Origin of the sequence: Dyadobacter sp. 3J3 (assembly GCF_009801115.1) — a bacterium.
In the GTDB taxonomy this organism is placed as follows: domain Bacteria; phylum Bacteroidota; class Bacteroidia; order Cytophagales; family Spirosomataceae; genus Dyadobacter.
Window position 1 is genome coordinate 216474 of sequence record NZ_VTOL01000001.1, and the last position, 18646, is coordinate 235119.

The following is an 18646-nucleotide window of genomic DNA, read 5'->3' on the forward strand; positions in this document are numbered from 1 at the left end:
ATTCTTATGTTTCGCAGTCCCACTGACTATGAACAGTTCTGATCTCAATAATTATCATCCGTGTTCGTCAGAAAACAGTAATTTCGTTACCGCTATAAATCAATAAGCATGCATAATCTCAGTGAACAGAATTTTATTCAACAGCTCTCGATTGATTGCGTCATTTTCGGTTATCGCGACAAAAAACTTCAGGTTCTGGTCAACAAGCTCAATTTCAACGGGGATTTCTGGGCTTTGCCTGGTGGTTTTGTTTATCATGATGAAGATATTGACAAGGCTGCCAACAGAATTCTTCAGGAAAGGACGGGAATAAGCGAAATTTATCTGGATCAGTTTTACGTTTTTGGTAACGCTAAACGGAAAAATCTCAATTTTATCGATGCGTTAATTGCATTAAATCCTCAAATGCTATTGAATGGTGAGAAAAATAAAGAAGAGTACGACTGGTTTACCAAAAGATTTATTTCCATCGGATATTATGCACTTGTTGATATAAACAAAGTAGTGCCACAAAAAACTGATCTTGATGAGTCAATTCAATGGATCGACGTGCGGGAGTTGCCCCAGATGATCATCGATCATAATGCGATTGTCTCAAAAGCACTGGAAAGCGTCCGGCTTAATCTTGACGAAAAACGCCTGGCTTTTAACTTACTTTCTGAAACCTTTACCATGAAAGAAGCTCAGGAGCTTTACGAATCCATTTTCGACAAACCGTTCGCCCGTAATAATTTCCAGAAAAAAATCCTGGATCTGAATGTTTTGGAACGGCTTGAAAAAAAGTTTACAGGCGCGGCTAACAAAGCCCCTTTTTTGTATCGGATAAAAAAATAACAGAATAATATCTCAACCGTAATGTGAATCCAAACGTATTATCAATCACAAACTACTGTAAATGAATAATTAAATGATTCAAAAATAGACTAATGACTGCCGGAATTGAGTAGCTGAACACAGGAGAAGGAGCTGAAATTAGTTTGCAAAAACGATTGTTAATCCATGGAAAATATAATTGAAAGGATTGCTTTCAGCACAAAATATTTAAAAATGATTGCGGTTCATTCCTAAGCCCTGAAAATCAAATCCAGTAATTGACTGCGGAAATAAATTACACCATCAAAAAAGGCCGGAAGAAAATCTTCCGACCCTAAAAAACAATTAGACTGTTAACTATTCTAAAATTTGATGAGACTCAATGGCTGAAAGAGCCTCAGTAATTCCGGTTCTTTGTTTCCTTAACAGCTCAATATGGTCAGCATGTTCTACATAATCCTCCAGTGCAGAATCATATTTTTCAAGGGCAGCCTTTTCGCCGGTTACAATTGCCCCCAGTATCGCTGCATCTTCTTTACTGCTTAGCGCCTGTTTAATGTCAATCCATGTACGGTGCAGCGCCCCTAAGACACCACCTTCTTCATTTGTTGACTCACCTCCGTGTGTAGCGATATGGCTTTTCAATTCTTGTGCATAAACTGACCTTTGTGCGGAATATTTAGCAAAAAGCGCTTTAAGTTCAGGATTATCAGTTGCCTCAGCAGCAGACTCATAACCTTCTTTTCCGTCGTTAATGATGCCTACAAGATCTTTAAGATCGCTGATAATTTCTTTGTCGTTTTCCATAACTTTTTTTTGTTGATGATGATATACATACTCGTATCAATCTTAAACATTAAAAAATTATGCCGGATTTTACATTCCTTTTAATTTACCCAAATTGAGAATAATAATTTGCCTTAGTATGGAAATGTTTTGCAATAATGGTTGATTTTCTTTTAGCACTGGAAGTCTAAAAATCAATTTACCTGTTTCGCTGGACACTAATCCGTTTACCAAAGTGGAGTCCAGATTTTTGAACAAAACATAAGAAGAAAATGCCAGGGGTTTTCCAGTTCCCCTATCTTTAAGCTGGCCTGAAACGGTAAGATTATTTTGTTCAAGTGCCGAAAAAAAGTCAGCCAGTACAAAAAGAAAACGGTAAACTTTTCATCAAAAATATATTTGTCAAAGGAATTCAATTGACAAATATATTCTCTTGTAAATTAGTACCCCCCCGGTGAAATTTCATACTGCCTTTCTAAGACAATACTAAAATCTGATAGCTTGGTTCATACCGATTACCTAATTTAGCGATTTGTCCTATTCTGGTATTACTTTCAGATGCTAATGAACGAACAAGTTGAGATCCCGCAAAAATTCCGTCTTATTTCATTAATGTTCTCGAGACAAAAATGGGCTTTGGCGGCGGGTATCGTCTGCATCTACCTCCCGATACGGATCTTTATCAGTAATGATGAATTTAACACTGCAATTTTTTTGAACAAGGCTCCATTCTGGTCCATTGAATTCCTTGTCAATTTAATATTTTTCAGGTTATGGATTGGTATGATAGAGTTGATACACCGATTTATAGACTGGATCGAACCCTCTTTTGCAATGCGCCTACCCAGACAGCTTTTCACTTACGTTACCGGACTCTTTCTCGCTATTTTGTTCAATATTGGTTTCATATTTTTCTGGATTCAAATGTCAAACTTTTATAGTAACGAGTTTGGTATCAATATCCAAAGATCATCTTATGAAAAAACCCCGTTTGCTCGCAGGCAAAGGACCAAGTCCAATACCGGCCTGACGGTCATGGCCATGATTGCCACGATTTATATGGTATCGGTCAAAAAGAGTAACGAGCACCTGGAACAGGCCAGGACAAGAGCTGAAAGACTGGAAAAAGAAAATCTGCAAACCCGCTTTCTGGCACTTAAAAACCAGCTAAGCCCTCATTTTTTATTCAACAGCCTTAGTATCCTGACTTCTTTGATTGAAAAAAACCCTCAGCAATCAGTCATTTATGTCAACCGGCTTTCCAGATCCTACCGTTATATTCTGGAACATTCACAAGATGAAACCGTTACCCTCAAAAAAGAGCTCAATTTTATCGAAGCCTATGTTTTTTTACTTAAATCGCGGTTTGAGGAAAAACTGGAAGTTATTGTCGACATTCCGGTAGAATATCAGAACCAATTTAAAATTGCGCCACTCACTTTACAATTACTGATTGAAAATGCAGTTAAACATAATCAAATGTCAGCCGAACAACCACTGCAAATTTCGATTGTATCGGATAAGGCATATCTGACGATCAGCAATCCGATCCACAGGCGAAAACAAGACATTGTATCCATTCAGGTGGGTCTTAAAAATGTGGTACGGCGCTACGCGTTGCTTACCAAAAACCCCGTAGCTGTGAAAGAAGAAAATGGCTGCTTCACTGTTAAAATCCCGTTGTTGACATGAAAGTACTCATTATTGAAGATGAGAGCCAAACTGCAAAAAGGCTCGAAGACTTGATCCTGCGATACGATCCTACGATCAGGCTTCTGGGCATTATCCCTTCGGTTCAAAAAACGCTGGCCTATTTTGACAAGCCACAGGCTATCATGCCAGATCTTCTTTTTATGGATATACACCTGGAAGATGAACTCAGTTTCAGGATTCTGGAAGAATTAAAATTTGTTATTCCTGTCATTTTCACCACCGCTTTTGACGAGTACGCGTTGCGTGCATTCAAAAATTTCAGTATTGACTATCTTCTAAAACCTATCGATTTTGAAGAGCTTTGTGAAGCAATTGAAAAATTTAAACTTATTGTTTCTACTGAACTAAAAACAAACCGTTTCGATCCGCTTCTGGAAAGTTTCAGTCAGGCTGCATATAAAGACAGGTTCATGGTCTCTTCCGGCACACGTCTGAAAAGTATTCCAGTCACGGCGGTTGCCTATTTTTCTTACGAAAGAAAAAATACGCTGCTCAATACTTCCGACGGAAAATATTACTCACTTGATTACAGTCTGGATAAATTACTGGAAGTAATCGACCCGAAACTGTTTTTTCGCGTCAATCGCACCCACATCGTCGCATTGACGGCAATTGTCAACATCAACCAATTTCCATCTGGTAAACTACTGGTTCAACTTGACCCGGAAACGCGTGACGAAGTGTTTCTAAGTGCTGACCGTACCTCAGCTTTCAAGGCCTGGCTTGGGAAATAGTCCGAAATCGCTTTTAGGTTAGAAGTTAAAATTCTGGCATTCAGCCATAATTTTCCGGCACTCAATATCCCGCCTTCGACTTCAAAAATTATTCTTTTCTATATTATTCACAGATTGAACTGATCTCCTGAATTTATTTAAAAGAACTTTGACCATGTATAAGCAATTATCAGAATCTGTAAAACTTCCGGACGCGTATTTTTCAAAAATAGAACTTGGCACGATCGCCACCATCAGTTCAGGATGCACCAATTTGCTTCATGACTGGCCACAGGAACAGTTACAGCCCTGTATGATCATTGAAAAAGTAATTGAAAACACGCTGATCCTGCAAGGGCCAAAATTCGTCCGGATTACTGAACGTGAAAGAAGAAAGTTCTTGTTTCGGAGCGGCGATATCATTTTCAAAAACCGGACAAATCCCCGGGAGTTTGGTAAATCTACATTATTCAACCTTAACGAGGAAGTACTTCACACCAGGTACCTTCGTATCAGGCCAATGGAAGGTATCGACGGTGAAATGTTAAATCAGGCCTTAAACTTGCTTCGCTACCGCCAGCAGTTCAAAGAATTTTCAACGCATACCAGTAAGCTGTCATTTATAAGCATTGAAGACCTGAAACGACTACCTGTACCAGGTATACGGCTTTAAGATTAATCAACTTCACTACTAACGTCTGGCATTTTCAGTTTAAATAGCTAGTTTTTCGCTGGCAATATCCCGTTGATGGTTGTGAAAATTAAGTGTTGCAAATAATATCCGCACAGCTTTAAACGTCTACCGAACCGTAATGCAAGCCGGCTCCAAAATTGAACAACGCATAACCTTTTGGCTCCATGGACTTTACCCCGTATATACCTTTATATTAATCCAAAGCCTGATCAACAAAAAGGCTGATGCTTTTTTTCAACCCGGTATGTGATATGATCATTGGTTTATTTGATACTTCCAAAGCGTCATTTATGGCATCGTTGCTGCAATGTGCAAGGTCAACAAGCATACCAGGCCTGTAGTATTGCATGCTTTTCATAGCACATTAAACTGCTCTAAATTTGCTTTACTGCAAAAAGAACTAATCATTAATTCAGCTTGAGTGCTCCTTACTGAAATGTTTACGCAGGCTGATCTGATGCAGCATACCTCATTCGTTTGTGGGATTTACAAAAAGGCACTTTATCGCTATTGGGAAAGCAAAAAGGCTTTGGTAGACACAATTGTATTTAGACAACTATATTAGATCAGGGATTCATTTATTTTTCAAGGTTAAAAAATTTAAATGCGTCTTTGGTGATGATCTTACAGTTTTCAGCCAATTCTTCAAGATTGCAGGCAACACTTTCAATAATCAATTCTGAACCTCTGTGTATTTCGAGAAGATTAAGAAGCAGAATTTGAGATTGAAGAACATTGGTTTTTCCTTTTAGATTATTAAAAGTCTTAAAAGCAAATTCACGATCAGTACTAATCAGAAACCTGCCGATTTCCCGCCTTCCATGTAAGGCTTTCATCTCGACAACAATTTGATAAAATGTTTCCATAGTTTATTCCTTCGACTTTTTGATACTCAATTATTAAATGATGGCGAATATGTTAACTTTTAAATATAATTGGCCTGCGTTCCCGCAGGCCAATCTGCCATCATTTCATTTAGCCAATCTCGATCAGACGAGGGCCCTTTTGCTTGGCTTCCTCTTTCTTTGGAATAATTAATTGAAGTAGACCATTTTCGTACCTTGCCACGATCCCTTCTTCGTTAACCACATCCTTTGGAAGGATGAAACTTCTCTGAAATGACTGATAGCTGAATTCTCTTCTGGTGTACCCATCATGCTGATTTTCTTCCTGATGTTCTTTTCGGGAGGAAATGGTAAGCAAATTATTATCAAGTTGGATTTTAAAATCCTTCTTGTCCATACCAGGTGCTGCTACCTCTACTCCGAAGTTCTCAGCATTCTCCTTGATGTTTACAGACGGAACTGTGGTCTGTGTAGATGAAAAATTACTGTTGTCCCAGTTAAAAAGTTCACGGCCAAGGAAATCGTCGACCAGCGCTGGGATTGCAGAAAATGAATTCCGGTTCCTTTTGATAATTGACATGACTATTATCTTTTAAGAGTTGAACAATGATTAAATCTGCGGATGCACCGTGCATCTGGTTGCTTTTTATCAAACTTTATTCCATTAATATTCATCGGGCTTGTTTGCGAATAAATTTAAAAACACTATGACATTTTTTCTCTTCCTGACATAAATTCTGACAGTTTTCTGCTTTTTAAAAAGAAAAAATAACTGACAAAATTTCAGATTCGGTGACATTGTAGTGATCAACAGGTTCAGCATCTTTTTTTTTCGAACATTCGCTTCTGGCTGGAATTAAATCTTGAACTTTGCCATGGCATGTAGCGCACATGGGATTCCAGCGCAACAAATATCCTGGTTCACTGGGACTAAAAAATATCAGGAAAATACAGAAAGCAAAAAATAGCAAAGCCCAAAAATACCTTAACTTTAAAACAGATAAATATCAGGCTGCTTAAAGATAATAGATGGCAGATTTAAAAAGGGAAGGTTTCCTGAGACAATAGTGATTACTGGAAATGGTCACAAAACATTATCTGCGCTTTCACGTATATGTCGAACCAAACAAACAAATACTCAACTAATTGATATTAAATAAAAAAAATAATTAAGTAGTACCTGGCTTTGTATAGTCAAAGAAATTTCAAATAGAGCTATGACCATCCAGTACACTAAAAAGCAGATTGCTTAAAAAAAGGCCAGTAAAATTCTTCTGATCCGGTCCGGTCACGTCAGTCAATTTAGGAAGGTAGTTACTGAAAAACTGCTGATGATGCGCCGTCTCGATCAGTGTGCTACTCAACGATCTGGGGTATTGATAGTCAGGGTTATATTCAGTCACTATGCCCGCAATCTTCGCGCACAAATCTTTATAGGGCTTAAATACTTCCGATTTATTGATCTCCTTCACTTCTTTTACCAGGTATACTTTGCTGCTTTCTGAGATGACGATCTGATTCAGATATCTTTTATTGTATTCCATCGAACCGGAGCTGTCGGGAAGTTCCTGGGTTAGCAGCTCCACGATTGTCTGCAATTTCACCCTGGTATCTGTAAGGTTCTGCAAACGGAACATGACCAGAAACTCCATATAACTCCAGTACCAATTAAGAATATACAGCAGCAATCGGTGTTTATTCTCGAAATACCTGTAGACAGTAGCCTCCGTAGTGTTGACTTCTACCGCAAGCTTCTTAAACGTAAAGTGCTCAAAACCTAATTCATAAATCAGATCGATCGCACTTTTTACCATCTGTTTACCCAGCTCACTACTTTCCGGGTCTTTCAAAAAGACCTTTTCGTTTAAATGAAAACTTAGCTGAAAATCCATATACTATCGTTTATCCAACGAAAATAGTAAAATATTTATCAACAATAGCTATTCTATCAAAAATAATATTTAACTTTATTTTGCAATAGTAATACTATTATAAAATAAAGCAATGTTATATTTGCAAATCTTAAAAACAATCATCTATGGAAAAGGTCAATCCTTTTAAAAGATTATGGAACCTGATCTTGCTCGACCGGCCTGATATTGGTGCAATTTACTTTTATGCAATGCTGAGTGGCCTTGTCAACCTGAGCCTACCTCTTGGTATTCAGGCCATTATCGGATTTGTATTAGGAGCATCTATGGTGACTTCCATTTATGTACTGATCATCCTGGTGGTGGCAGGCGTAACCGCTGTTGGTATCCTCCAGATCAATCAAATGAAAATTATTGAAAAAATCCAGCAGAAAATATTTACACGTTATGCTTTCGAGTTTGCGGATAAAATCCCGCGTTTTGATTTGATTAAAACGGATGGATTTTACCTTCCTGAAAAAGTGAATCGTTTTTTTGATGTACTCAACGTACAAAAAGGCCTTTCAAAACTGCTGCTGGATGTTCCGGTGGCAAGTATTCAGATTGTTTTTGGTCTTATTTTACTAGCCCTTTACCATCCTTTTTTCATTGTATTCGGCCTAACACTGATCTTTGTGCTAACACTGATCTTTCGGTTAACCGGTGCAAATGGTCTGAAAACCAGTCTACAAGAGAGTGTCAATAAGTATAAAACAGTGGGATGGCTTGAAGAGATGGCCAGGGTGATAAATCCATTTAAACTGGGCTATGATACCAACTTTAATCTGGAAAGGACAGATACCTATGTAAACAGATATCTGAATTCGCGCACGGACCATTTTTCTGTACTGCTTTTTCAATATAAAACCCTTGTATTTACCAAGGTCATCATTACTACTGCTATGCTTGCGGGTGGTTCTTATCTTTTACTCGAACAGCAACTAAACATTGGCGAATTCATTGCAGCGGAAATCGTGGTATTGACGGTGATCAATGCAGTAGAGAAATTAATCGTTAGCCTGGATAGTGTTTATGATGTGGCTACGGGACTCGAAAAGCTGGCCACCGTTACTGAAAACCTCTCTGAGCGAGAAGGTGATCTCACTTTACAATCTACCCGAAACGGAGTCAGCATCGACCTGACTGATTTTTCTTTTTCATTCCCTAATGATAAAAAGATTTTCAGCAATGTCAACATTCGCATTCCTGCCGGGAGTCTGGTGGGAATTTCCACCGCCGGGATGACGGGTAAATCCACGTTTCTGAAAATCCTGGGCGGCCACTTTCAGCATTTCTCCGGCTCACTGCTGATCGACAAAATTCCACTTAGCAATTACCAGCTTTCAGCACTTAGAGAAAGAATAGGTATGTGCCTCAATCAGAAAGATATATTCATCGGTTCCGTTTGGGAAAATATTATTGTGGGCAGAAATCACATCAGTTCCCATCAGATTATTGATCTGGCTGAAAGAATAGGACTTTCCGGTTTTCTGGATTTATTGCCGGAAGGCTTTCAAACACAGGTTGACCCTGATGGAAAGAACCTCCCCAGCCAATATATCAAGCACATTTCCCTGCTTAGGGCATTGCTGAATAATCCCGACCTTTTACTTCTGGAAGATCCGTGGGAAGGACTGGCGGGACACGAAAAACAGAAAATGATGGAATATCTGTTGGGCAGACCTAACCGGGCATCCATTGTGGTTGCCGTCAACGACCCCGAATTCTTACAACAGTGCGACTATCGTATCATACTTACCAATGGAACAGCAACACTAACCCGAAACATAGAAAATGGATCAGGCAACATATAAAATCCCACTCAAATCCTTTGATGCAATTTACCTCCATGATCACAACAACAAGGTCATTTATTGGTTTTTTGGCATTATCATCCTGCTTGTACTAGGTCTTTTTTTACCATGGACCCAGAACATAAAAGCCAAAGGTGATATTACATCGCTCTACCAGGAACAGCGCCCCCAAAATATCAACTCTCCTATTCCCGGCAAAATCGTCAAATGGTCAGTCAGAGAAGGCGATTTTGTCAAAAAGGGTGATACGATTATGCAGATATCCGAAATCAAAGAAGATTATCTGGACCCTAATCTTGTCGGTCGAACCCAGCAGCAGGTGGAGGCGAAAAAAGGTTCCATTCGTTTCTATAAAGGAAAAGCAGCCACTTCGGTATCACAAATGGAAGCATTGCAGGCCGCCAAAAACTTTAAGATACAGCAACTCAAAAACAAGATTGCCCAGCTCAATAACAAATTAACGGGCGAGCAGGCTGAACTGGAAGCAGTTGTCAATGAATTTAATCTGACAAAAGATCAGTATGAACGGCAGCAGAAAATGTTCGAGCAGGGCCTGGTTTCCCAAACCCAGCTTCAGCAGCGCAATACCTCTTTTCAGAATGCATTTGCCAAAAAGATAACCGCTGAGAACAAAATCGCCCAGACCAGGCAGGAAATGCTCATTGTAGAGATCGAACAAAATGGTGTCCAGCAAGAGTATTCCGAAAAGATCAGCAAAGCGGAAGGTGACAGGTTACAGAGCATGGGCAATATCGCAACCGGGGAAGGCGAAATGGCAAAGCTGGAAAACCAGGTGGCCAATTATACGATCCGAAACGGCATGTATGTGATCCTCGCACCACAAGACGGACAGATTGTTCAGGCTAATAAGTCAGGAATAGGTGAAATACTCAAAGATGGGGAACGCATCACGGTCATCGTCCCCACCCGGGTAAATTATGCGGTAGAGATGTACGTACGCCCGGTAGACCTTCCACTTATAAGCATCGGACAAAAAGTAAGGTTTATGTTTGATGGCTTCCCGGCCATCGTATTCAGTGGCTGGCCCGAAAACAGTTATGGCACATTCGGAGGGAAGGTAGTTGCTTATGAACACACCATCAGTGCGAACGGATTGTTTAGAGTGCTGATAGCCGAAGATGCTGAGGACCGCCCCTGGCCACAACAGCTGAAACTCGGGACTGGTGCACAGGGCATCGCATTACTGAAAGACGTGCCGGTATGGTACGAGCTCTGGCGTAACATCAATGGGTTTCCGCCCGACTATTACACCCTGAAAGACACGGTATCGAAAGATAAAAACAAAGAAAAATGAAATTCAGCCTCTTCATGAAAAGTTTGGCCATACATTTGACAATGATCTTTGGGCTGGCAATCTGCAATCCTACCACTGCTCAGGATTCAACGATGACACTGACAGCGGCACAGGTGCTGGAACTGGTGAAAAAATTCCATCCTGTTGCAAAACAAGCAGCTATACATATAGACAAAGCGCAGGCCGACGTGCTGATCTCACGCGGCGGCTTCGACCCTGTTGTGGGCGCTTACATGGCCCGTAAGCGCTTTGACGGCACCAACTATTATAACAGAACTTCACCAGAAATTGTAGTTCCTACATGGTATGGGATTGAAGTACACAGCGGAATTGAAAACTATACCGGAGAGCGGCTAGACCCGACAATGACAAAGGGCAAGTCTGCATTTCTCGGTGTGAGTATTCCCCTAGGCAAGGATCTTCTGATGGACAAAAGGCGTGCGTTTCTGAAACAGGCCCGGATTTTCAGATCCATGGCCGACACCGAACAAAGACTGGCCTTAAACGACTTGTCAATGGATGCCATGGAGGCCTACTGGCAGTGGGTAAACAGTTACAATCAATATCTTGTTGTGCAGGCCAATGTGGCTGTCAATACACAACGGTTGGATTTTGTCAGGAAGTCGTTGCTAAACGGAGAGCGTGCGGCCATTGACACCATTGAGACACTCGCTCAACTACAAAGCTTTCAATATCAACAAAATCAGTATCAGTTAGAATTTCGAAACGCTGGTTTACAGCTCTCTGCTTTTCTGTGGAACGAAAGGAGTGAACCTTATAATCTGCCGGAGACCGTCATCCCTCCTGCAGACTGGGACAATGAGCAAAATATTAAAGACTTTGACCTTCAACTGGTCAGTCTGCTTTCTGCTGCGGCGCAGACGCACCCCGAATTGCAGACTTATGATTTCAAACTTCGCGCATTGGATATTGATAAAAAACTAAAATTCCAGGAACTATTGCCCAAAGCAGACTTCCGATATAACCACCTCAGCAAAGGATACAATGCTCTGGCGAGCGCGGGAGAATCCGCCATCTTTGATAATAATTACCAGTATGGATTTAAATTTGAAATACCGTTACGACTTTCAGCTGGCCGCGGAGAATATAAAAAGGCAAGGCTCAAAATCCAGGAAACCCGGCTGGGACAAACACAGAAGCGGTTGAATTTGGAAATAAAGGTCAGGCAATACCACAATGAGCTCGTTTACCTCAAAGAGCAGATAGGCTTGCAAAGTCTGAACTATAAAAATTACCAGCAACTGGTAAAAGCCGAAGAGATACGGTTTGAAGGTGGAGAAAGCTCACTTTTTCTGATCAATAGCCGTGAAAACAAGGCACTGGAGGCCCGGCAAAAACTCGTTGAACTCAAGACCAAATATTTCAAAACGGCATATGCTCTCCAATGGAGCGCAGGTTTATTGGATTAAATATTACACAAAACAGCCAAGGCTGCAAGCCACCAGGTTACCTTCACCCTCTGTGAACTACTCACAGAGGGTATTGATGATAGAATTCTTACGGATCATTAATCTGTCAAAATGAATAACAAACACTTCCATCTAAATATATAGTATAATATTATACCAAATATTTTATTTTAATACAATATTGTATTAAAATTGCGGTCAAGATAATTATCCCGACCAGCAAACTACGTTCATGATCGTCCAGACTGCAATATCTATATCCGGTTGGGTAGTTTAATGAGTTTTTTCTAAAATAAACATCAATTCATGCTAAAAGAAGATACTGTAAATCACCAAACAGAAAGCCATCGTACAACCTATTGGGATGAAGAAAAGCAAACTTTTGAAACCCATATATCGCCAGCGACCAATAACGAGCTGGATGATGAAAAAAAAATGGAGTTGATCGCCGGACATTTTGCTAAAATCATGCAGGTGCTGGGACTGGATTTGTCAGACGACAGTTTAAGAGACACACCAAAACGTGTGGCTAAAATGTATGTCAAAGAAATTTTCAGCGGGTTAAATCCGGCTAACAAACCAAAGCCAACCCTTTTCAACAATACCTATCAGTACAATCAAATGCTGGTTGAAAAAAACATTGCGGTTTTCAGCAATTGTGAGCATCATTTTGTACCTATAGTAGGAAAGGCTCATGTCGCATACATCAGTAATGGGCAGGTAATAGGTTTGTCCAAACTGAACAGGATCGTCCAGTATTGTTCTCAAAGGCCTCAGGTCCAGGAAAGGCTGACAGTACAGATAGCAGATATGATCAAAGAAGCTATTGGAACAGAAGACGTAGCGGTTGTGATTGACGCGCACCATCACTGTGTATCGAGCCGGGGGATCAGGGATGCAAACAGTTCAACACGTACAGCGCAGTACTGTGGAAAATTCCTGAATGTCGAAACCAAAAATGAATTCCTAAACTATACCGAAAGATGAATTTCAGTGGAAAAAATATATTAGTCGTAGGCGGAAGTTCCGGCATAGGCCTGTCACTCGTTAAATTTTTAAACGAAAACGATGCGGCAGTTTATGTGATCTCACGAAATGAGGCTGGTGTTTTACCTGCTGGTATAAAACACCTTCAAGCTGACATCACAGGCAACACTGAGCCTATCGCAGCCTTTTTGCCTGAGCAATTACATGGCCTGGTATACTCCGTAGGCAGTATCAATCTAAAACCATTTAACCGGCTGACGTCAGACGACTTTCTGAATGATTACCGCATTAATGTTTTGGGGGCAGTACAGATCATTCAGCAATCGCTCAAACAACTAAAAAGTGCTGCCGGAGCCTCTGTGGTTTTAATTAGTTCTGTTGCTGCCAAAACCGGCTTGCCTTACCATGCAAGTATATCCGCGGCAAAAGGTGCTGTGGAAGGCCTGGCACTATCGTTGGCCGCTGAACTGGCGGCGCAGCAAATACGGGTGAACGTAGTCGCTCCATCTCTGACCGATACCCCAATGGCCCAAAACCTGTTAAGCACTCCTGAAAAAAGGGAAGCATCTGCAAAAAGGCACCCGCTGGCAAAATACGGTCAACCGGAAGATGTCAGTCAGGCAATCGCATTTTTACTTTCAGATGACAGCAGCTGGATTACCGGGCAGGTTATTGGCATTGACGGTGGTATGGGCAAATTAAAAACATCGTAATATGACAAGTATCAGTCGTGACCAGATTACTGCAATGGAAAAACATTACAGGATTAGTCTGATCAATAGTGTAGTAGGTTATAAGTCTTTAAACCTGTTGGGCACAGCAAACAAAGATGGCGTGACAAATCTTTGTTTAATTAGTTCCGCTTTTCATTTAGGAGCAAATCCCCCTCTCTTGGGCATGGTCATCAGGCCGGAGCGCGAACACAACGATACCCTTAAAAACATCAAAGCAACAAGCCAGTATACCTTGAACAATGTTTTGCCTGAATGGTACAAAAAGGCCCATCAAACCAGTGCAAGTTATCCATCCGGAGAATCAGAATTTGATAGCTGTGGATTTAAAGAAAAATATGCTTATGGTTTTACAGCGCCCTTTGTTGAGCAGTCAACGGTTCGGATCGGTTTGCAGCTTCGACAAATCATAGATATGGAAATGAATGGTACTACCATTGTCATTGGCGAAATTATTGAAATAATGGCTGATGAATCGGTCATTGGTACGGATGGCACCGTAGATCATGTAAAAGCAGAAACCATGACAGTGGCTGGGTTGGATGCCTATTTCCTTCCACAAGTTGTCGGGCGACTTGCTTATGCTAAACCAGGGATTGAGCCACAGGAATTAAACCTAACAAATTAAACGGATGATGAAGCATAACACAGATGTAATCATTATCGGTGCAGGCTTAGCGGGTTTGACGGCTGCCAAAGTTTTAAAAGCAGCAGGTAAATCAGTAAAGATACTGGAAGCTTCTGACCAGGTGGGAGGCAGGGTAAGAACAGAGGAGATTGATGGCTTTCTTCTGGACAGAGGATTCCAGGTTTTATTAACCGCTTACCCCGAAACCCAAAGATTTTTGGATTATGATGCTTTGGATCTGCGTAAATTTGACCCGGGTGCATTAATCCTGAACAAAAACGGTATGACCAAAATCGGCGATCCTTTAAGACAGCCGAGTGCATTGATCAGCACTTTGCTATCCCCAGCCGGTACATTAGGTGATAAAATGCGGATGCTCGGGCTAAAAATAAAACTTGCCCGCAAAAGTATCGCTGATATTTTTTCTGAGGAACAGACAACTACATTAGCCTATCTGAAAAATGAAGGATTTAGTGATCAGATCCTCGAATCATTCTTCAAACCTTTTATGACCGGTATTTTTCTTGAAGATAAACTAAGTACTTCCAGCCGGATGTTTGAGTTTGTATTTAAGATGTTCAGTGAGGGCGATGCCGCTATTCCCGCAAAAGGAATGGGGATGATCCCGTTACAATTAGCCAGGGATTTGTCATCCGATGAAATTGTCTTTAATCAAAAAGTAACAGAAATTGATGGCAATAATGTAAAAACGTTGGCCGGTTCAGTTCACCAGGCTACCGCTGTTCTCATTGCCACGGATCAGCTTCATTTGCCCGAACCTTTTCAAAAGGAGGTAAAATCATACCATTCTGTCACCAATATGTATTTTACTTCCGATAGTAAACCGTTCACCGACCCGCTGATTGCTTTAAATACACTATCTGGAAAGCTGGTTAATAATATTGCCATGATGAATCAGATCTCACCAAGTTATTCAAAAAATGGTGATACCTTAATTTCACTTTCGCTTGTCGGAGACCACTCCTGCATAGAAAGAACAAAACTTCAATCCAACGTAATAAGTGAAATGCAAAACTGGTTTCCGGAAGCAATGCACTGGAAACATCTTAAAACGTATCATATCTCTTATGCGCTGCCGGATGATGATTATGTAACCAATGAGCCGGATAATCAGATGATGAAGTTAAACCCACACTGCTTTGTATGTGGGGATTATTTAATGAATGGCTCTATAAATGCAGCGATGAAAAGCGGGAGACTGGCAGCAGAAGCGCTCATAACTACCTTAGATTCATAATGGTTGATCACAAAATATATAGCGACGAAATTTTAAACAGGAAAAGACTGTTGGGCGATCCGCCTGCCGATGATTTTATAAAAATTATTTTTGCGGATCCAAATAAAAAACTCCTGTTACAAAACTGGATGTATTCAGCAGGCGGAAATAGCGATTCTGAATCATTAACAACTATTTTTCCTGAATTTGAATTCATCAGTAAAGCACAAGAATTGCCATCATGGGCAGAACCTGAGTTGATGAGCACTGGTTCGGCTCTTTTTGCGCGGCATTCTGAAATGATCATGAGCCTGCTTGGATTGTTGTCGCTTCCTTATTGTTATACTGCTGCGCATGGTGCGATGGTATTGTATGTTTCAGGAAGGATCCAGAAACAAACTACTAAACGATTATATGATACGGCGATATTTGTCTGGGACATGATGGATCCTGATGCGTTTGTTGAAAACGGAAACGCTTATCAGCAGATTTTAAAAGTCCGTATTATACACGCCGCGATTCGTTACTATACACTGCAAAGCGGAAAATGGGATGAGACTTGGGGTTTGCCGGTAAACCAGGAAGACATGGCAGGTACAAATCTTTCCTTCTCATTAATTGTACTCCGCGGTTTGCAAATGTTAGGTTTTAAAGTTAGCCGTCTGGATCAGCAGGCTTTTCTGCACACCTGGGCAGTGATTGGTTATCTGACCGGCCTGGATGAGGACATGATTCCCGAAAACCAAACAGAAGCTAAGCATCTGGACGCTGCCATCAAACGTCGCCAGTTCCGGGTTTCAACGCATGGAAAAGAGCTGACCGAATCTCTGATCGGCCACATTCTGTCTGTAAATACGAGTAAAGCTACGCCGGACGATATCATGGGGTTAATGCGGTATCTGTTGGGAAGCGAAATCGCCGATATGCTTGCCATAAAGGCCCCGGAACTACCTGCATACAAGCTGGCATTGATCAGGACGTTCAATCTTTTCAAAAGCTTTATTCCAAAGGGCAACCTCAGTCAGAATTACACCAACGCCTACGAAGCGTTCCGGAAACTAAATCCGGAACTCGTCAGCAGTATTTAAATTTGAATCTCCCTTAATGATATTGACATGAAATCATACCAGCTTATTCATGAACTGATTACGCTTGCAGAGCAACTTGAAAATGAGAATCAAGGCCGTCCGGTAACCATCCGGGACTTTGCAGGATTTCTGGTCACGAAGATTGGTGATCCAATAGATAGCCTGGCTGGTACAGATGTACGATTTGGTAAAAATGAAAGTGCGGCGCAGGAAATTGCTTACCAGGTTGACAACAATATCGGCAGGCTGTTTGTCTATATGAGCCGTTATGCTAAGTCTTATATAAAAAAAGCACTGGAAGGTACACCGCTTCTGACCGCCGAGGATTTCACTTGCCTTTCTCTTCTGCTCACCCACGATCACCTGTCGAAAAGTGAGTTGATCAGCCATAATTTACAGGAAAAAACGTCGGGCACGGAGGTGATCCGAAGACTGATCGCAGCAGGCCTCGCTAAGCAATGGGACGATTTAGAGGACAAACGAAGCAAGCAGATTGCCATTACCGAAGAAGGGAAAGAATTGCTATACTACGTGTTTACAGATATGAGCAACGTGGGCAAAATGATAACCGGTAAATTGACAATTTCTGAAAAACTGACGCTTCAATACCTGCTTCAAAAACTGGAAAATTTCCATTTGGAACATCACGAAAAGAAAACGATCATGAACAAAGCCGACCTGAAATCTTTTGCAGAACAGCTAAGTTCAAGGGATCAATAAAATTAGAATACCAGGTAGTGCAAGCCGGGAATAAATTATAAAATGAGCCCATTGATATAATTAAATGGTGTTTCATTTATGTTCTGTACATACCTAAAAAAGGGCGATTCGTTCCGTTTTACTACTGTTTTACTCCGGACAGCGAACGGATTTTAGCAATTCGAAAGTTATAGAATTGATTGTATGTTAATCTTAGTCAAAACTTTACCATTTCACTCATGAAAACTTTCAAAACAATTCAAACACTAAAAACCTGCCTTTTTGCTGCCATGGTGGCTTTTACGCTTTCGTCATGCAGTGACGACGATGATGATGATCAGCCTACACCACCTGCCTTAGGTACCATCCCGGCAGTCGCCTCAGCGGATCCGCAGTTTTCTACATTAGTAGCCGCACTCACCAAAGCTGAACTGGTTACCACCCTTCAGGGCGCTGGCCCCTTTACGGTATTTGCACCGAACAATGCCGCCTTCACAAAGGCTGGCATCACCAGTTTGGACGGTTTAACAAAGGATGCTCTAACACCTATCCTGACTACACATGTGATCAGTGGAACGGTTAAAGCAGCTGATGTGAAAAGCGGCACTGTTAAAACCGTTAATCCCAGCAATGATATTTACCTTTCAAAAAATACTGACGGTGTTTTTATTAATGGTAAGATTAAAGTGATCGCTACTGACGTTTCCGCGGCAAATGGTGTAATTCATGTCATCGACAACGTCATCGTACCACCAACCCAATCACTCGTGGCTATTGCGCAGGCCGACACCAATTTTACCGAACTGGTGTCACTTGTACTTGCTGCGGACCCGGCAGTAGCCACGGCCTTATCATCAGCCGGAACTGGATTGACGGTTTTCGCTCCTACCAATGCAGCTTTCCGTGAATTATATAAAACGACATCGAAAGCCACGCTTCTGGATCCTGCAAACAAGGCTTTATTAACCAGTGTTTTGCTTTACCATGTTGTGCCTGGTCGTGTTTTCTCTACCGATTTGCCTAATGTTTCCGGCCCTGTAACCACTGCGAATACGAGTGGTACCGTTACATTCGATCTGACGGGAGGTGCCAAGGTAATAGGAAAAACAAGTGGTGCATCTAACATCACAGCTGCCAACATTCTGGCAACCAACGGTGTTGTGCACGTAATTGACAAAGTTTTAATGCCCTAAACTAAATTGAACATAAAGGTTGGCAAACTGTTGTTTTTCAATTAGGTTGC

The 18646-nt window shown here is 41.1% G+C and carries 19 protein-coding genes; 14 read left to right on the forward strand and 5 right to left on the reverse strand.

Annotation, left to right across the window (positions count from 1 at the left end):
• Positions 1–108: 108 nt before the first annotated feature.
• Positions 109–834 (forward strand): NrtR DNA-binding winged helix domain-containing protein, encoded by a 726-nt coding sequence (locus tag FZF08_RS00920; protein WP_159466744.1) that lies wholly within the window; start codon positions 109–111, stop codon positions 832–834.
• A 336-nt stretch (positions 835–1170) separates the two neighbouring features.
• Here FZF08_RS00920 and FZF08_RS00925 read toward each other — a convergent pair whose 3' ends face one another.
• Entirely contained in the window at positions 1171–1620 is a 450-nt protein-coding gene (locus FZF08_RS00925) for a PA2169 family four-helix-bundle protein (RefSeq protein WP_159466745.1), read from the reverse strand.
• Between the two features lie 543 nt (positions 1621–2163).
• Here FZF08_RS00925 and FZF08_RS00930 point away from each other — a divergent pair.
• The 3 genes from FZF08_RS00930 to FZF08_RS00940 all read left to right on the forward strand — a co-directional run bounded on the left by FZF08_RS00930 (position 2164) and on the right by FZF08_RS00940 (position 4698).
• Positions 2164–3291, forward strand: coding sequence for a sensor histidine kinase (locus tag FZF08_RS00930; protein ID WP_159466746.1), 1128 nt, complete (start codon positions 2164–2166; stop codon positions 3289–3291).
• The gene (locus tag FZF08_RS00935; protein ID WP_159466747.1) at positions 3288–4046 is read left to right on the forward strand and encodes a LytTR family DNA-binding domain-containing protein; all 759 of its coding nucleotides are present in this window, start codon (positions 3288–3290) and stop codon (positions 4044–4046) included. The genes FZF08_RS00930 and FZF08_RS00935 overlap by 4 nt, the downstream gene beginning before the upstream one ends.
• Positions 4047–4200: 154 nt before the next feature.
• Entirely contained in the window at positions 4201–4698 is a 498-nt protein-coding gene (locus FZF08_RS00940) for a hypothetical protein (RefSeq protein ID WP_159466748.1), read from the forward strand.
• Positions 4699–4912: 214 nt separating this feature from the next.
• Here FZF08_RS00940 and FZF08_RS00945 read toward each other — a convergent pair whose 3' ends face one another.
• The 4 genes from FZF08_RS00945 to FZF08_RS00960 all read right to left on the reverse strand — a co-directional run bounded on the left by FZF08_RS00945 (position 4913) and on the right by FZF08_RS00960 (position 7456).
• Positions 4913–5068, reverse strand: a complete 156-nt coding sequence (locus FZF08_RS00945; protein ID WP_200837002.1) for a membrane dipeptidase — start codon at positions 5066–5068, stop codon at positions 4913–4915.
• Between the two features lie 229 nt (positions 5069–5297).
• Positions 5298–5585 carry a hypothetical protein gene (locus FZF08_RS00950; protein WP_159466750.1) on the reverse strand — a complete coding sequence of 96 codons (288 nt, stop codon included), beginning with the start codon at positions 5583–5585 and terminating at the stop codon, positions 5298–5300.
• Positions 5586–5694: 109 nt separating this feature from the next.
• Positions 5695–6144, reverse strand: a complete 450-nt coding sequence (locus FZF08_RS00955; RefSeq protein WP_159466751.1) for an Hsp20/alpha crystallin family protein — start codon at positions 6142–6144, stop codon at positions 5695–5697.
• Positions 6145–6769: 625 nt separating this feature from the next.
• Positions 6770–7456 (reverse strand): TetR/AcrR family transcriptional regulator, encoded by a 687-nt coding sequence (locus FZF08_RS00960; RefSeq protein ID WP_159466752.1) that lies wholly within the window; start codon positions 7454–7456, stop codon positions 6770–6772.
• 146 nt (positions 7457–7602) lie between these two features.
• Between FZF08_RS00960 and FZF08_RS00965 the strand changes: the two genes are divergently transcribed.
• The 10 genes from FZF08_RS00965 to FZF08_RS01010 all read left to right on the forward strand — a co-directional run bounded on the left by FZF08_RS00965 (position 7603) and on the right by FZF08_RS01010 (position 18596).
• Positions 7603–9288 carry a peptidase domain-containing ABC transporter gene (locus FZF08_RS00965; RefSeq protein ID WP_159466753.1) on the forward strand — a complete coding sequence of 562 codons (1686 nt, stop codon included), beginning with the start codon at positions 7603–7605 and terminating at the stop codon, positions 9286–9288.
• Positions 9269–10603: an HlyD family secretion protein gene (locus FZF08_RS00970; protein WP_159466754.1), complete on the forward strand. Its 1335-nt coding sequence runs from the start codon at positions 9269–9271 to the stop codon at positions 10601–10603. The genes FZF08_RS00965 and FZF08_RS00970 overlap by 20 nt, the downstream gene beginning before the upstream one ends.
• Positions 10600–12033 carry a TolC family protein gene (locus FZF08_RS00975; protein ID WP_229216374.1) on the forward strand — a complete coding sequence of 478 codons (1434 nt, stop codon included), beginning with the start codon at positions 10600–10602 and terminating at the stop codon, positions 12031–12033. The genes FZF08_RS00970 and FZF08_RS00975 overlap by 4 nt, the downstream gene beginning before the upstream one ends.
• 306 nt (positions 12034–12339) lie before the next feature.
• Positions 12340–13020, forward strand: a complete 681-nt coding sequence (gene folE / locus FZF08_RS00980) for a GTP cyclohydrolase I FolE (RefSeq protein WP_159466755.1) — start codon at positions 12340–12342, stop codon at positions 13018–13020.
• The gene (locus tag FZF08_RS00985; RefSeq protein ID WP_159466756.1) at positions 13017–13733 is read left to right on the forward strand and encodes an SDR family NAD(P)-dependent oxidoreductase; all 717 of its coding nucleotides are present in this window, start codon (positions 13017–13019) and stop codon (positions 13731–13733) included. Before folE ends, FZF08_RS00985 begins: the two co-directional genes overlap by 4 nt.
• A 1-nt stretch (position 13734) precedes the next feature.
• The gene (locus FZF08_RS00990) at positions 13735–14379 is read left to right on the forward strand and encodes a flavin reductase family protein (protein WP_159466757.1); all 645 of its coding nucleotides are present in this window, start codon (positions 13735–13737) and stop codon (positions 14377–14379) included.
• Between the two features lie 4 nt (positions 14380–14383).
• On the forward strand, positions 14384–15637 hold the full coding sequence (locus FZF08_RS00995) for an NAD(P)/FAD-dependent oxidoreductase (protein ID WP_159466758.1): 1254 nt from the start codon (positions 14384–14386) through the stop codon (positions 15635–15637).
• Positions 15637–16704 carry an oxygenase MpaB family protein gene (locus FZF08_RS01000; RefSeq protein WP_159466759.1) on the forward strand — a complete coding sequence of 356 codons (1068 nt, stop codon included), beginning with the start codon at positions 15637–15639 and terminating at the stop codon, positions 16702–16704. The genes FZF08_RS00995 and FZF08_RS01000 overlap by 1 nt, the downstream gene beginning before the upstream one ends.
• Before the next feature lie 27 nt (positions 16705–16731).
• Entirely contained in the window at positions 16732–17424 is a 693-nt protein-coding gene (locus tag FZF08_RS01005; protein WP_159466760.1) for a MarR family winged helix-turn-helix transcriptional regulator, read from the forward strand.
• A 218-nt stretch (positions 17425–17642) separates the two neighbouring features.
• Positions 17643–18596 carry a fasciclin domain-containing protein gene (locus tag FZF08_RS01010; protein ID WP_159466761.1) on the forward strand — a complete coding sequence of 318 codons (954 nt, stop codon included), beginning with the start codon at positions 17643–17645 and terminating at the stop codon, positions 18594–18596.
• Positions 18597–18646: the final 50 nt, after the last annotated feature.